A 14,853-nucleotide genomic window follows, 5' to 3' on the forward strand; every position below is an offset into this window, starting at 1 on the left:
GCGTAACGTGCCTGCCAGGATCCGGGACCACGTCAAAGCAACGGTCGCACCCGTCCCGTCGACCGACGACGCAGCGACAAGAGGTAGTACGTGAGCAACGACCTGAAAACGCACGCCGACGCCTGGGAGCACTCGGTTCGCTCCCTCAAAGATCTGGTCTCCACCCTGACCGAGGGCCGGTGGAGCAGCGCGACCGAATGTCCGGGCTGGTCGGTCCGCGACATCGTGTCGCACGTGATCGGGATCGAGCTCGAACTGCTCGGCGATCCCCGACCGATCCACACGCTGCCGCGCGATCTGCGGCACGTGCACGACGAGTTCAGCCGCTACACCGAGATACCCGTGGACGTCCGGCGCTGCCACACCTCACCGGAGATGACCGGCGAGTTGGAGTACGTGATCCTGCGTCGGCGCCGGATGCTCGACGAGTGCGACCGCGGCCCGGAGGAGGAGGTGCGCGGCATCATGGGCCGCAGCGTCCCGTACCGGTTCCTGCTCACCCAGCGGGTGTTCGACGTGTGGGTGCACGAACAGGACGTGCGGCGCGCGATCGGGATGCCCGGCAACCTGGACTCGCCCGCCGCGCTGATCACCCGCGACTTCCTGCTGACCGGGCTGGCCCGGGTGGTGGCCAAGGACGCCAAGGCGCCGGCCGGGGCGTCGGTGGTGTTCGACGTGACCGGGCCGGTGGAGTTCATGCGCACGGTCACCGTCGACGAGAGCGGCCGGGGCCGGCTGGACGGGCGGGTCCCGCTGGGACCGCTGGTGACGATCTCCACCGACTGGGAGACGTTCGTACGGCTGATGTGCGGTCGCGTCGCGGCCGCCCGGGCCGACGCCAAGATCGAGGGCGACCCCGACCTCGCGCGGCGCATCCTGGACAACATGGCCGTCACGCCGTGAGCGGGTCGGGCGGGCGTCAGCCGGCGTCGGGGACACTTTCGCGTTCCGGCACCCGCCCGGCCACCACGCACACGGGTTCGGTCGCGCGACCGCGACCGGCGACCTTGCGGGCGTAGCGCAACACCTGGACCACGCCCAGCAGCACGGGCACGGCCTGGACGGCCATCGCGACACGATAGGCGTTCAGGCCGTGCGCGCCCTCACTCGGCTCGACCAGGTCCAGGACCAGGCCGATCGCGAACAGGCACAGGGTCGCGGCGGCGAACCCGCCGACGTTGACGATGCCCGAGACCGTGCCCAGCCGCTGCGGCGGGTTGCCCGCCCGGGCGAACTCCATGCCGACCAGGGACAGCGCCCCGCCCGGGCCGATCACCAGCGCGAGCACGACCAGCAGCCACAGCGGCGAGGGCTCGCTCGGGATCAGCACGGCCGCCCACAACACCGCGGCCAGCACCGGCTGGCCCACGCACAACACCAGCCTGCTGCCCGGCCGGCGGGTCACCAGCGGGCCGACCACCAGGCACGCGAGCATGTTGATCACGATCGCGACGGTGAGCAGCGCGCTCGCGGTGCCCTTGGCCAGTTCCTGGCCCTCGACCAGGAACGGGAAGCCCCACAACATCAGGAAGACCTGCGGCAGGCAGCCGCACGCCCAGTGCGCCCACAGGCCCAGCCGGGTGCCCGGTTCGGCCCACGCCGCGCGGACCTGGGACCACATGCCCGGCCCACCGGCCGGCCGCGCCCGGCTCGCCCCGCCGGGATTGTCGCGCAGCACGAACAGGACCACGATCAGCACCGCCACGCCCACCCCGGCGGAGACCGCGAAGGTCCGGCTCCAGCCGAACGCGTGCAGCGCCCCGGCCAGCGGTGTGGCGCCGGCGAGGTTGCCGGCCATCCCGAGCAGCGCGGTCAACTGGGTCAGTACGGCGACGCGGTTCGCCGGGAACCACACCGCCACCACCCGCAACACGCTGACGAAGGTCATCGCGTCGCCCATGCCGACCAGCACCCGGGCGAGCACGGCGCCGGTGAAACCGTGCGCGAACGCGAAGGTGAACTGACCCGCCGTCATCAGCACCAGGCCGCAGGCGAGCACCCGCTTGGCCCCGAACCGGTCGGTGAGCGCGCCGACGGGTATCTGGAGGCCGGCGTAGACGAGCAGTTGCAGCATCGGGAACAGCGACAACTGCGACGCGGAGACCCCGAACCGCTCCTGCGCGTCGATCCCGGCCACACCCAGGCTGCTGCGATGAAAGACCGCGACGACGTATACCGAGGCCGCGACCGCCCACATGATCCAGGCGAGACTTCCACCGGGCCGGAAGGGGGCGGGATCCGCGGATGGTTTCACAGTACATACACATTAGGGGACGCCCCCGGACATACGTACGGCCGGGCCCCGGAAACAGGCCCGGCCGCAGGGCCGTACGCGCACCGCGCGCGAACCGCGCGCGGTGGCAACGAACGGTCAGCCGCGCACGAACAGCAACTTCGGCCGCTCCAGCATCTGGGCCACGTCGGCCAGCACCCGCGAGCCCAACTCGCCGTCCACCATCCGGTGGTCGAAGGACAACGAGAGCGTGGTCACCTGCCGGGGCTTGACCTTGCCCTTGTGCACCCACGGCTGCTCACGGATCGCGCCCACCGCCAGGATCGCGGCCTCGCCCGGGTTGAGGATCGGCGTACCGCCGTCCACCCCGAACACGCCCACGTTGGTGATGGTGACCGTGCCGCCGGCCATGTCGGCCGGCGAGGTGCGCCCGTCCCGGGCGGTGGCCACCAGCTCGGTGAGCGCGCCGGCCAGCGCGACCAGGCTCTTGCCGCCCGCGTCCTTGATGTTCGGCACGATCAACCCGCGCGGCGTCGCGGCGGCGATGCCCAGGTTGACGCGATCGCGGATGACGATCTCCTGGTTCGGCTCGTCCCAGGAGGCGTTGATCTCCGGATGACGGGCGATCGCCACGAGCAGTGCCCGGGCGACCAGGAGCAGCGGACTCACCTTGGTGTCCGCGAAGTCGGGCATCTCGCGCAGCTTGCGCACCAGCCTGACCGTGCGGGTCACGTCGACCGTCACCCACTCGGTGACGTGCGGCGCGGAGAACGCGCTGGCCACCATCGCCTGGGCAGTCGCCTTGCGCACGCCCTTGACCGGGACGCGGCGCTCGCCCGCGACGCTCTCGCCCGGCCCGGTCGCCGCGAAGGCGGCCGGGGCCGCGGTGGCCGGCGCCGGACGCGCGGCGGCGTGCACGTCCTCGCGCGTGACGGTGCCACCGGGGCCGGAGGGCCGCACGGACGCGAGATCCACGCCCAGGTCCCGGGCCAGTTTGCGGACCGGCGGCTTGGCGAGCGCGATCGAGCCGTTGCCGGGCGAGCCCGACGTCGGCGGGCCCGCGTGGCCCGAACCGTTGGCCGCGTGGACCGCGGGCGCGGGGGTGTCGGTCCTGCGGGCCCGTCGCCGGCCGGACGTGGTGCGCACGCCGTAGCCGACCAGCACCGCCGTACGGGTGTCCTTCTTCTCCGGCTCCGCGCCGGCGGCGATCTCGGTGGACTCGGCCGGTTCGGGCACGAGATCCGCCGCGAGCGCCTCCTGCCGGGTGTCGGCCGGTTCGGCCGCGCCGGCGCCGGTGAGCACGGGCGTACCGCTCGGCGCCACGGCGATGATCGGCGCGCCGACCGCGACCGTGTCGCCCTCGGCGGCCAGGAGTTCGGTCACCACCCCGTCGAACGGACACGGCAGCTCGACCAGGGCCTTCGCCGTCTCCACCTCGACCATGACCTGGCCATCGCTCACCTCGTCGCCGACCTTGACGTGCCATACGACGATGTCGGCCTCTTCGAGGCCCTCGCCGACGTCGGGCATCAGGAACTTCTTCACCTCGGACACGGGATTCCTCACCAGGCCAGGGAGCGGTCGACGGCATCGAGCACACGGTCCAGGTCGGGGAGGTACTCCTCCTCGACCCGGGACGGCGGATACGGCGTGTGATAGCCGCCGACCCGGAGCACCGGCGCCTGAAGGTGGTAGAAGCAGCGCTCGGTGATGGTCGCGGCGACCTCCGCACCGATGCCCAGGAAGGAGGGGGCCTCGTGCACGACCACGAGGTGACCGGTGCGCTTGACCGACTCCTCGACCGCGTCGAAGTCCAGCGGGGACAACGAACGCAGGTCGATCACCTCCAACTCGCGCCCCTCCTCGGCGGCGGCCGCGGCGGCCTCCAGGCAGGTCGCCACCATCGGCCCGTAGGCCACCACGGTGCACGCGTCGCCCGGGCGGACCAGGCGGGAGCCGTACAGCGGGTCCGGCGTCGCCGCGGTGTCCACCTCGGCCTTGGTCCAGTAGCGCCGCTTGGGCTCCAGGAAGATCACCGGGTCGTCGGAGGCGATCGCCTGCTGGATCATCCAGTAGGCGTCCACCGGGTTCGAGCAGGACACCACCCGCAGGCCCGCGGTGTGCGCGAAGTACGCCTCGGGCGACTCGCTGTGGTGCTCGACCGCGCCGATCCCGCCGCCGAAGGGGATGCGGATCACGATCGGCAGCCGGACGTAGCCGAGCGAACGCGCGTGCATCTTGGCCAGTTGGGTGACGATCTGGTCGTACGCGGGGTAGACGAAGCCGTCGAACTGGATCTCCACGACCGGCCGGTAGCCGGCCAGGGCCAGGCCGATCGCGGTGCCGACGATGCCGGACTCGGCGAGCGGGGTGTCCACCACCCGGTCCTCGCCGAAGTCCTTCTGCAAACCGTCGGTGACCCGGAAGACACCGCCGAGCTTGCCGATGTCCTCGCCCATGATCAAAACCTTGGGGTCGCTCTCCAGGGACTTGCGCAGTCCCGTGTTGAGCGCCTGCACCATCGACATCTGACGGGTCGTGCCCGTCGACTGTGCGGGAGCCATCAGTGCCCGTCCTCCCCGGCGTCGACGAAGGACGCGTGATAAGCCTCGAACTCGGCCCGTTCCCGGTCCACGAGCGTGTGCGGATCGGCGTACACGTGCGCGAACATCGACACCGGATCCGGATCCGGCATCGTGCGCACACCGTTGCGTACGCGCTTGCCCAGTTCCTCGCTCTCGGCCTCCAGCGCGGCGAAGAAGGCGGCGTCGGCGATTCCCTGCTTGTGCAGGTATGCCTTGAGCCGTTCGATCGGGTCCTTGTGCTTCCACTCCTCGAGTTCCGCGTTCAACCGATAGCGGGTGGGGTCGTCGGAAGTGGTGTGCGCGCCCATTCGGTAGGTGAACGCCTCGATCAGCATCGGGCCCTCGCCGCGCCGGGCCCGGGCCAATGCCGCCCTGGTCACCGCGAGACACGCGAGCACGTCGTTTCCGTCGACCCGAACTCCGGGAAAGCCGAATCCGGCGGCGCGCCGATACAGCGGCACCTTCATCTGTCGTTCGTTGGGTTCGGAGATGGCCCACTGATTGTTCTGGCAGAAGAACACCACGGGGGCGTTGAACACCGCGGCGAACGTGAATGCCTCGTTGACATCGCCCTGGCTGGAGGCGCCGTCACCGAAATAGGTGACGACCGCGCCGTCGCCTCCGTCGCGTTGCAGGCCCATCGCGTATCCGACACCGTGCAGGGTCTGCGCGCCGATGACGATCGTGTAGAGATGGAAATTGTTCTCGCGGGGATCCCAACCACCGTTGTTGACGCCGCGGAACATCCCGAGCAGATTCAACGGATCCACGCCGCGACACCACGCGACGCCGTGCTCACGGTAGGTGGGAAACACATAGTCGTCCGGGTTCAGCGCACGGCCCGATCCGATCTGCGCGGCCTCCTGGCCGAGCAGAGAGGCCCACAGGCCCAGTTCGCCCTGGCGTTGCAACGCGGTGGCCTCGGCGTCGAAGCGACGCACCAGAACCAGGTCACGGTACAGACCCAGGTATTCGTCGTCGGACAGGTCGATCGAGTATTCGGGGTGCTCGACCCGCTCACCCTCGGGGGTGAGCAACTGGATCAGTTCTGGACCGGCTCCGGATTCGGGCGGAAACAATGTCCCGTCCGTACTGTCCACTGCCACGTTCTCTCCTCCGTCTGTCCGGTCCGCGGGGTCGCCGTGGACCGGGTCCGGATCGCCGGGCCCGGTTCCGCGCGGGGTGTGCGCGGCTACCTTGATGTGCAGACACGGCGATTGGTGGCTGTACTTCCTAGGATTTCCTAGGAATTCCCGGGTGAATCCGGGAGGCACCTGCGCACAGGCATGCGGTTCGGAAACCGCACACCGCAACGTTACCCACCAGTCCGCCCGGCACGTAGTGGCGACCGGCCCGAACGTGGCGGCGCTGTTTGTCGCTCCCCGACAAAAGGCCGCGGACGCGACCCGTTCCCAACCCTTCCGGCGGTGTCACCGAGACCCCGGACGATGTGCGTGCGAACCTGTACAAGTGAGCGATCAAGGCAGTATCCGGGTATTCCTCCTCGATGATCACGAAGTGGTGCGTCGGGGTGTGCACGAGTTGTTGTCGCTCGAGGACGACATCGACGTGATCGGCGAGGCCGGCACCGCCGCCGAGGCGCTGGTGCGCATCCCGGCGACCCGACCGCAGGTCGCGGTGCTCGACGTGCGACTCCCCGACGGGAGCGGGGTCGAGGTGTGTCGCGAGATCCGCTCGCAACTGCCGGAGGTGCGCTGTCTGATGCTCACCTCGTTCTCCGACGACGAGGCGCTGTTCGACGCGATCATGGCGGGCGCCTCCGGCTACGTGCTGAAGGACATCCGCGGCTCCGACCTGGTCGGCGCGGTGCGCGACGTGGCCGCCGGCAAGTCGCTGCTCGACCCGGCGGCCACCGCCCGCGTCCTGGAACGCCTGCGCGGCGGCACCCGAGGCGACGAGCGCCTGGCGGCCCTGAGCGACCAGGAGCGCCGCATCCTGGACCTGATCGGCGAGGGCATGACCAACCGCCAGATCGGCACCGAGATGCACCTGGCCGAGAAGACGGTCAAGAACTACGTCTCCAGCCTCCTCGCCAAACTCGGCATGGAACGCCGCACCCAGGCAGCGGCCTACGTGGCCCGCCAGAAGGCGGAACAGGGACGGTAGCCCGCTCGACACGGCCGGGAAACCGCCGGAGCCGGACCCCGTGCGGGGGTCCGGCTCCGGCGTGACGGGGTGGGTCAGTTGTCCGGGGTCTTGGCGAGGACGAGGTCCGGGTGGTCCGGGGTCGGTTCGAGGTCCGGGGCCGGGTCCGCCTCCACCTCGATGCGGACGGACTCCTTGACGTCGATGGTGGGCGCCGGCTTGGTGGGGGCGCCGTTGGTGGCGGCGAGGAGTTGGCGGGCGATGCCCAGGCCCGTGCCGCCCATGGTCAGGGCCTTGGCGAACAGGTCGCCCATGCCGTCGCCGCCGTTGAGCAGGACCATGTGGTCCACGTTGCCGAAGGCCTCGGCGCCGGCCCGGACGATCTCCGGCCAGTTCTCCGCGAGTTGTTGGGCGACGACGGCCTCCTGGTTCTCGGCCAGCGCCGCCGCGCGGGCCGCGATCGCGGCCGCCTCGGCGAGTCCCTTGGCCTTGGCCGCCTCGGCCTGCGCCTTGCCGGTGGCCAGGGTGGCCTCGGCGGCGGCCAGACCGCGTACCTTCGTCGCCTCCGCGTCGGCGATCGCCGCCAACTCGGTCTCCCGGGCGCTCGCCTCGGCCGCCGAGATCCGCGCGTCGCGCTCGGCCTGGGCCCTGGTCCGGGTCTCGTACGCCTTCGCGTCGGCCGGCTTGCGTACGTCCGCCTGAAGCTGCTGCTCGCGTCGCATCGCCTCCAACTCGGCGACCCGGGTCTCCTGGACCACCACCTCCTGCTTGGCGGCGGCGTCCGCGAGCGGGCCCGCCTGGCGCGAGCGCGCGGTGGCCTCGTCCCGCTCCGCCTGGTAGCCGGCCTGCTGGATCTCGCTGTCCCGGGTGGCCTGGGCCATCCGCGCCTTGGCGTCCTGCTCGGCCTCGGTGGCCTTGCGGGTGGCCAGCGCCTCGGCGATCCGCGCGTCCCGGATCACCGCGGCCGTGTGCGGCGCGGCCATGTTCTTGATGTAGCCGGTCGGATCGTCGATCTCCTGGATCTGCAGGCTGTCCACGATCAGCCCGAGCTTTTCCATGTCCGATCCGGAGGCCGCGCGCACGTGCGCGGTGAGCTTCTCCCGGTCGCGGATCATGTCCTCGACGGTCAACCCGCCGACGATCGAGCGCAGATGGCCCGCCAGCACCTTGCGGACCCGGGACTCCATCTGCTTCTGCTGGTCCAGGAAGCGGCGGGCCGCGTTGGCGATCGAGACGTAGTCGTCGCCGATCTTGAAGATGACCACGCTCTGCACGCGCAGCGGGATGCCCTGGGTCGTGACGCATTCGACCGAGAGCTCCGCCTCGTTCAGATCCAGCGAGAGCTTGCGCACCGCCTGCACGAACGGCAACACGAGCGTGCCGCGTCCGGTGACGATGCGAAATCCCATGCCCTCGCCCAGGCCCTCGGTGTGGTGCCGGGAGCCGGAGATGACGAGCGCCTCGTTGGGTTCGGCGACGCGCCACATGAGTTTGAAGACCACGATCAGGATCACGAGCAGACCGAGCACGGCGAGCACGGTGTAGAGCACGGAGCATTCCCCCTTTGGCCTGTTCCGGAGTGTCCTCGCCACCGCCGTACGCGCCAAGAGGGAGCTCCCCAGGGGCAGTTGCACCCCACCGGCCGGTCGGGGCCGGTCCCTGCCGGCCGCGCTCAGACCGAGGTGGTCGCCGTGACCGCGCCCACCGCGTGCTCGCGCTCCAGCAGTTCCCGAAACGGGCCGGGGGCGGTGCTCAAGTGCGCCCACGTACCGCGTTGCAGCACTCGGCCCCGGGCCAGCACGAGGATCTCGTCCACCGCGTCCAGGCCGGTGAGCCGGTGGGTCACCAGCAGTGTGGTGCGTCCTCGGGTCGCGTCCAGCAGGTCGGCGGTCAGCGCGTCGGCCGTCGGCAGGTCCAGGTGTTCGGCCGGCTCGTCCAGCAGCAGGATCTCGAAGTCGGCGAGCAGCGCGCGGGCCAGCGCGAGTCGTTGCCGCTGGCCGCCGGACAGCCGCGCGCCGTGCTCGCCGACCATCGTGTCCAACCCCTCGGGCAGCGTGTCGACCCAGTCCAGCAGCCGGGCCCGGGCCAGCGCCGCGCGGATCGCGTCCTCGTCGCAGTCCGGGCGGGCCAGTCGCAGGTTCTCCCGCAGCGAGCTGTCGAAGACGTGCGCGTCCTGCGCGCACAGCCCGATCACCCGCCGCACGTCGTCCCCGTCCAGTTCGGTGATCGGTACGCCGGCCAGGGTCACCGATCCCGCGGCCGGGTCCAGGAAGCGCAGCAGCACGTTGGCCAGCGTGGTCTTGCCCGAGCCGCTCGCCCCGACCACCGCGAGCCGCTTGCCCGGGGTGAGTTCGAGGTCGACGCCGGCCAGTGCGGGCGGGCCGTCCGGCGTCCAGCGGGCGTGCAGGTCGCGCACCACCAGCGGGCGCGGCGCGGCGGGCAGCACCCGCGGGGCGGCCGGCTCGGCCACCGGTTCCGGCGCGTCGATCACCTCGAACACCCGCGCGGCGGCCCGGCGCGAGCTCTGCAGGTGCCGGCCGGCGGCGGGCAGCACGACGGTGGCCTCGAACGCGGCGAGCGGGGTCAGCACCACCAGCGCGAGCAGCACGCCGCTCAACCGGTCGGCGTGCACCGCCGCGACGCCCACCAGCGCGGACGCCCACACCGTCGCGCCGGACACCAGCGCGGCCAGCCCGGCCCCGACGCCCGCGCCCCGGGCCTGCCCCGCCTCGGTCGCGCGCAGCCGCGCGTCCACCGCGTCCACCTCGGCCAGCCGGGCGGGCGCGCGGCCCGCCGCGATCAGTTCGGGGGTGCCGCGCAGCAGGTCGACCACGGCGCCGGCGAGTTCGCCGCGGACCGCGGCGACCCGGCGTTCGGCCCGCCGGGCGACCCGGCCGGCCAGCCACGGCACCAGGATCCCGGCGGCGAGCAGGCCGAGCAGCAGGACGGCGCCGGCCTCGGGCAGCACCAGCGCGACGGTGAGCACCGCGCCCGCGCCGACCACGGCCGCCACGCACGCGGGCAACAGCGCGCGCAGGAAGAAGTCCTGTACCGCGTCCACGTCGGTGACCAGTCGCGAGAGCAGGTCGCCGCGCCGGAACGCGGGCAGTCCCGCGGGCGCCTGCCGCTCGAGCCGCTCGTAGACCCGCACCCGCAGCCGGGCCAGGATCCGAAACGCCGCGTCGTGCCCGATCAGCCGCTCGGCGTAGCGGAACACCGCGCGCGAGACACCGAACGCGCGCACGCCGGTCACCGCGACCATCAGGGTGAGTACCGGCGGGTGCTCCGAGGCGCGCGAGATCAACCACGCCGAGGTGGCCATCAGCCCGACCGAACTGCCCAGCGCGAGCGCCCCGCACAACACCGCGAGCGCGAGCCGTCCGCGCAACGGCCGGGCCAGCGCGAGCAGTCGGCGGCCCGGACCGGTCCCGGCGTCCACCGACACATCCGCCGAAGGCGGCTCCAAGGGCGGCTCGAAAGGCTCCTGAGGGGATGGCTCGACGGGCTGCTCGACCTTTGGCCCCTCCCCCGACGCCTCCGACGCCCGCGAGGCCTCGACCCGCGCCCGGGCCGCGACCGCCGCGTGCGCGCCCTCCGGAATCCCCTCCGAAGCCCCCGCCGCGGCCGCCGCGCCCACGGCCACCACCCGGTCGGCCAACGGCAGCAGGGCCGGCCGATGCGCGACCAGCACGACCGTACGGCCGACCGCCAGCCGCCGGACCGCGTCGACGATGTCCGCCTCGCCGGCCCCGTCCAGGTTCGAGGTCGGCTCGTCCAGGAACAGGATCGGCCGGTCGGCCAGGAACGCCCGGGCCAGCGCGAGGCGCTGCCGCTGCCCGGCGGACAGTCCCGCGCCGTCCTCGCCGAGCGGCGCCTCCAGGCCGCCCGAGGCCTCGACGAAGTCGGCCGCCCCGGCCGCGACCAGCGCGTCGTGTACCTCGGCGTCGCCGGCGTCCGGGCGGGCCAGGCGTACGTTGGCGCCGATCGTGCCCGCGAACAGGTAGGGCCGCTGCGGGACCCACGCGATCCGGGCCCGCCACGCGTCCGGGTCCAGCTCGGCCAGGTCCACGCCGCCCACGGTGATCCGGCCCGCCGTCGGCCGGACGAAGCCGAGCAGCGCCGAGAGCACGGTGGACTTGCCGCACCCGCTCGGTCCGGTCAGCGCGATCGTCTCGCCCGGTCGCACGGTCAGGTCCAGGTCGGCCGGCGCCGCGTCCGTCCGGCCGGGCCGGCGCACGCTCAGGCCGGTCAGTACCAGCTCGGCCGAGTGCGGGTCGGGCACCGGAGCGGTCCCGGCGGGTGCCTCCGGTGTGCTCTCCAGGACCGCGAACACCCGCTCGGCGGCGCTCACTCCCTCGACGCTGGCGTGGTACTCGGCGCCGACCTGACGCAGCGGCAGGTACGCCTCGGGCGCCAGGATCAGCACCACGAGCGCGGTCTCCAGGCTCAGATCCCCGTCGACCAGGCGCAGGCCGACACCGACCGCGACCAGCGCGACCGAGATGGTGGCGAGCAGTTCGAGCGCGAACGAGGACAGGAACGCGATGCGCAGCGTCTTCAGGGTGGCCCGACGGTAGTCGTCGGTGATCGTGCGGATCGACGCGGCCTGGGCCTTGGCCCGGCCGAACACCTTGAGCGTGGGCAGCCCGGCGACCACGTCCAGGAAGTGTCCGGCGAGCCGGTTCAGCACGCTCCACTGCCGGTCCATGTACTTTTGTGTGGCCATCCCGATCAGCGCCATGAACAGCGGGATCAGCGGCAGGGTGATCACGATCGTCACCGCCGAGATCCAGTCGCCGAACACCACCCGCGCGAGCACCGCCACCGGCACGGTGACGGACAGCACGAGCTGCGGCAGGTAGCGCGCGAAGTAGCCGTCGAGCGCGTCCACCCCGCGGGTGGCCAGCGTGGTCAGCTCGCCCGAGCGTTCGTTGTTCAGCCAGGCCGGGCCGAGCCGGACCACGTGCGCGAGCAGTCGCGAGCGCAGTTGCGACTTCACCGCCGCCGAGGTGCGGTGCGCGATCACCTCGGTGAGCCAGGAGATCGCCGAGCGGGCCGCGACCACCGCGGCCAGCAGGCCCAGCTCCGGCCACAGGTCGGCGACCGCGGCCCCCTCCTCGAAGGCCGCCACGATCACCCGGGCGAGCAGGCCCGCCTGGACGAGCACGAGACCCGCGCCCGCCGTGCCCAGCACCACGGTCAGGGCCAGAAAGCCCCGGGTGGCACGGGCGTGGGTCAGCAGGCGCGGGTCTACAGGCTTCACGAGCCGCTCTTTCGTCGGTGCGTCTTCGGCGCGGTGCTACACGGTGCCGCGGTCCGCTACTTGCCGACCAGGTCGGCCGCGGCGGCACCGAAGGCCGGCTTGGTCGGGATGCTCCGGGTGCTGATCCGCTTGCGGAACACCCAGTACGTCCAGGCCTGGTAGCACAGCACGATCGGGGTCATGAACGCGGCGACCCAGGTCATGATCTTGAGCGTGTACGGCGTCGAGGACGCGTTGTGGATGGTCAGGTTCCACGCCGAGTCCAGGCTGGAGGGCATCACGTTCGGGAACAGCGACAGGAACAGCATCGCCACCGCTGCGATCACTGTCACGCCGGACAGCGCGAACGCCCAGCCCTCGCGGCCGATCCGGTTCATCGCCAGCGCGGCGACCAGGGCGAGCACCGCGACGATCAGCGCGGCCAGGGTGCGGCCGTTGCCGTGCTGCGCCTGGGTCCAGATCAGGAACGCCGTCGCGAGCACGGCGGTGGCCAGGCCGAGCTTCCCGGCCAGCGCGTTGGCCCGGGTCCGGATGTCGCCGTCGGTCTTGAGCGCGACGAACACCGCGCCGTGAAAGGTGAACAGCACCGTGGTGACCACGCCGCCGAGCAGCGCGTACGGGTTGAGCAGGTCGAGCAGGTTGCCGACGTACTCCTTCTCCGCGTCGATCTTCACCCCGCGGGTGATGTTCGCGAAGGCCACCCCCCACAGGAACGCGGGCACCAGCGAGCCCCAGAAGATCGCCTGTTCCCAGCCGCGCTTCCAGCGGTCCTCGTCGCGCTTGGCCCGGTACTCGAACGCGACCCCGCGCAGGATCAGCGCGACCAGGATCAGCAGCAGCGGCAGGTAGAAGCCGCTGAACAAGGTGGCGTACCACTCGGGAAAGGCCGCGAAGGTGGCCCCGCCCGCGGTGATCAGCCAGACCTCGTTGCCGTCCCACACCGGGCCGATGGTGTTGATCAGCACCCGGCGCTCGGTCTCGTCGCGGGCCAGCAGCTTGGTCAGGATGCCCACGCCGAAGTCGAAGCCCTCGAGGAAGAAGTAGCCGATCCACAGGACGGCGATCAGCAGGAACCAGAATTCGTTGAGTCCCATGACACTCTCCCCTTAGTACGCGAAGGCGAGCGGACGTTCGGCGCCCTCGCCGTCGCCCGACGGATCGTCGGGGTCCTTGCTCACGGGCGGCTTGATCGGCTCGGGACCGGCCTTGACGTAGCGCCGGATCAGGCCCAGTTCGACCACCGCGAGCGCCCCGTACAGCAGCGTGAACACGATCAGCGAGGTCAGCACCTCACCGGTGGAAACGCTCGGCGACACCCCGGCCTCGGTCTTGAGCACACCGAACACCAGCCACGGCTGGCGGCCCATCTCGGTGAAGATCCAGCCGAACGAGTTCGCCGCGAACGGGAACGCGATGGTCCACAGGCCGATCCGGTACACCCACGGGTTGCTCGGCAGCTCGCGTCCCCGCCTGGTCAACCACAGGCCGACCAGGCCGATGCCGGCGGTGACCATGCCGACGCCGATCATCAGCCGGAACGACCAGTAGGTGACGAAGATGTTGGGGCGGTAGTCGCCGGGGCCGAACTTGACCACCGACTGCTCCTGGAGGTCGTTGATCCCGGGCAGCTCGGCGTTGAAGTCGTTCTTGGCCAGGAAGGACAGCGCGCCGGGGACCTCGATGGCGACCTTGTTGTGGCCCCTGTTGACGTCGCCGTAGGAGAAGATCGAGAACGGCGCCGGCTTCGAGGTCTCCCACAGCGCCTCGGCCGAGGCCATCTTCATCGGCTGCTGCTCGTACATCAGCTTGCCCTGCATGTCACCGGTGAGCGCGAGGCCGATGCCCGCCAGCACCGAGACCCACAGGCCCAGGCGCAGCGACGGGCGGAACACCGCGACCTCGTTGCGCTTGCGCAGGTGCCAGCAACTGATCCCGATCAGGAAGCCGCCGGCGACCAGGAACGCGGCCGGGAGGATGTGCAGGAACGCGGCGATCGCGGTGTTGTTGGTGAGCACCGCGACGAAGTCGGTCAGCTCGGCGCGGCCGGTCTCCGGGTTGATCCGGTAGCCGACCGGGTGCTGCATCCACGAGTTCGCGGCCAGGATGAAGTAGGCCGACAGGATCGTGCCGATCGCGGCGGCCCAGATGGTGGCCAGGTGGATCTTCCGCGGCAGTCGTTCCCAGCCGAAGATCCACAACCCCAGGAAGGTCGACTCGAGGAAGAACGCGACCAGCGCCTCGATCGCGAGCGGGGCGCCGAAGATGTCGCCGACGAAGCGCGAGTAGTCGGACCAGTTCATCCCGAACTGGAACTCCTGCACGATGCCGGTGACCAGGCCGAGCGCGAAGTTGATCAGGAAGAGCTTGCCCCAGAACTTGGTGGCCCGGAGGTAGTGCTCCTTCCCGGTGCGCACCCACGCGGTCTGCAGACACGCGACGAGGATGGACAAACCCATCGTGAGCGGGACGAAGAGGAAGTGGTAGACGGTCGTGACGCCGAACTGCCACCGGGCTACGTCGAGTGTTTCGACGGCGAGGTCCATGGGCCCCTCATTCCTCCTGATCGCCGGTCGTGTCTCGCGGGCGAGCGCACGTTTGGTTCACGATGCACACGGCGCCTCCGCGCGTCCCGCCCGACACTCCGCCGAACAAACCCGGATGAACCG

General features: G+C 71.3%; 10 protein-coding genes. 2 read left to right on the plus strand and 8 right to left on the minus strand.

Going from position 1 to position 14,853, the window contains the following annotated elements; translation table 11 throughout:
• The first annotated feature begins 90 nt into the window (after positions 1 to 90).
• Complete coding sequence (locus tag ACWCPW_RS07290; protein ID WP_449760587.1) at positions 91 to 903, plus strand: maleylpyruvate isomerase family mycothiol-dependent enzyme; 813 nt, start codon at positions 91 to 93, stop codon at positions 901 to 903.
• 16 nt (positions 904 to 919) lie between these two features.
• On the opposite strand, the gene ACWCPW_RS07295 is transcribed toward ACWCPW_RS07290, so the two are convergent.
• From ACWCPW_RS07295 to pdhA, 4 genes are all read right to left on the minus strand, one after another.
• The gene (locus tag ACWCPW_RS07295; RefSeq protein ID WP_449760801.1) at positions 920 to 2,197 is read right to left on the minus strand and encodes an MFS transporter; all 1,278 of its coding nucleotides are present in this window, start codon (positions 2,195 to 2,197) and stop codon (positions 920 to 922) included.
• A 174-nt stretch (positions 2,198 to 2,371) separates the two neighbouring features.
• On the minus strand, positions 2,372 to 3,799 hold the full coding sequence (locus ACWCPW_RS07300) for a dihydrolipoamide acetyltransferase family protein (protein ID WP_449760588.1): 1,428 nt from the start codon (positions 3,797 to 3,799) through the stop codon (positions 2,372 to 2,374).
• Entirely contained in the window at positions 3,796 to 4,761 is a 966-nt protein-coding gene (locus ACWCPW_RS07305) for an alpha-ketoacid dehydrogenase subunit beta (RefSeq protein ID WP_449760802.1), read from the minus strand. Before ACWCPW_RS07305 ends, ACWCPW_RS07300 begins: the two co-directional genes overlap by 4 nt.
• Before the next feature lie 35 nt (positions 4,762 to 4,796).
• Positions 4,797 to 5,924 carry a pyruvate dehydrogenase (acetyl-transferring) E1 component subunit alpha gene (gene pdhA, locus ACWCPW_RS07310; RefSeq protein WP_449760589.1) on the minus strand — a complete coding sequence of 376 codons (1,128 nt, stop codon included), beginning with the start codon at positions 5,922 to 5,924 and terminating at the stop codon, positions 4,797 to 4,799.
• A gap of 364 nt (positions 5,925 to 6,288) precedes the next feature.
• Here pdhA and ACWCPW_RS07315 point away from each other — a divergent pair, with 364 nt between their 5' ends.
• On the plus strand, positions 6,289 to 6,945 hold the full coding sequence (locus tag ACWCPW_RS07315) for a response regulator (RefSeq protein WP_449760590.1): 657 nt from the start codon (positions 6,289 to 6,291) through the stop codon (positions 6,943 to 6,945).
• A gap of 74 nt (positions 6,946 to 7,019) precedes the next feature.
• Here ACWCPW_RS07315 and ACWCPW_RS07320 read toward each other — a convergent pair whose 3' ends face one another.
• The 4 genes from ACWCPW_RS07320 to ACWCPW_RS07335 form a co-directional block, all read right to left on the minus strand.
• Positions 7,020 to 8,411, minus strand: coding sequence for a flotillin family protein (locus ACWCPW_RS07320; protein WP_449760803.1), 1,392 nt, complete (start codon positions 8,409 to 8,411; stop codon positions 7,020 to 7,022).
• Between the two features lie 185 nt (positions 8,412 to 8,596).
• Entirely contained in the window at positions 8,597 to 12,187 is a 3,591-nt protein-coding gene (gene cydD / locus ACWCPW_RS07325; protein WP_449760591.1) for a thiol reductant ABC exporter subunit CydD, read from the minus strand.
• Positions 12,188 to 12,243: 56 nt separating this feature from the next.
• Positions 12,244 to 13,281: a cytochrome d ubiquinol oxidase subunit II gene (gene cydB, locus ACWCPW_RS07330; RefSeq protein WP_449760592.1), complete on the minus strand. Its 1,038-nt coding sequence runs from the start codon at positions 13,279 to 13,281 to the stop codon at positions 12,244 to 12,246.
• A 12-nt stretch (positions 13,282 to 13,293) separates the two neighbouring features.
• Positions 13,294 to 14,730 carry a cytochrome ubiquinol oxidase subunit I gene (locus ACWCPW_RS07335; RefSeq protein ID WP_449760593.1) on the minus strand — a complete coding sequence of 479 codons (1,437 nt, stop codon included), beginning with the start codon at positions 14,728 to 14,730 and terminating at the stop codon, positions 13,294 to 13,296.
• Positions 14,731 to 14,853: the final 123 nt, after the last annotated feature.

The organism is Embleya sp. NPDC001921 (assembly GCF_053594475.1).

What these genes read in the sequence shown, in the direction of transcription:
- ACWCPW_RS07295 (WP_449760801.1), bottom strand. Translation starts at nt 2,197, where the DNA reads ATGTGGGCGGTCGCGGCCTCGGTATACGTCGTCGCGGTCTTTCATCGC.
- ACWCPW_RS07305 (WP_449760802.1), bottom strand. Translation starts at nt 4,761, where the DNA reads ATGTCGATGGTGCAGGCGCTCAACACGGGACTGCGCAAGTCCCTGGAG.
- ACWCPW_RS07320 (WP_449760803.1), bottom strand. Translation starts at nt 8,411, where the DNA reads ATGTGGCGCGTCGCCGAACCCAACGAGGCGCTCGTCATCTCCGGCTCC.
- cydB (WP_449760592.1), bottom strand. Translation starts at nt 13,281, where the DNA reads ATGGGACTCAACGAATTCTGGTTCCTGCTGATCGCCGTCCTGTGGATC.
- ACWCPW_RS07335 (WP_449760593.1), bottom strand. Translation starts at nt 14,730, where the DNA reads ATGGACCTCGCCGTCGAAACACTCGACGTAGCCCGGTGGCAGTTCGGC.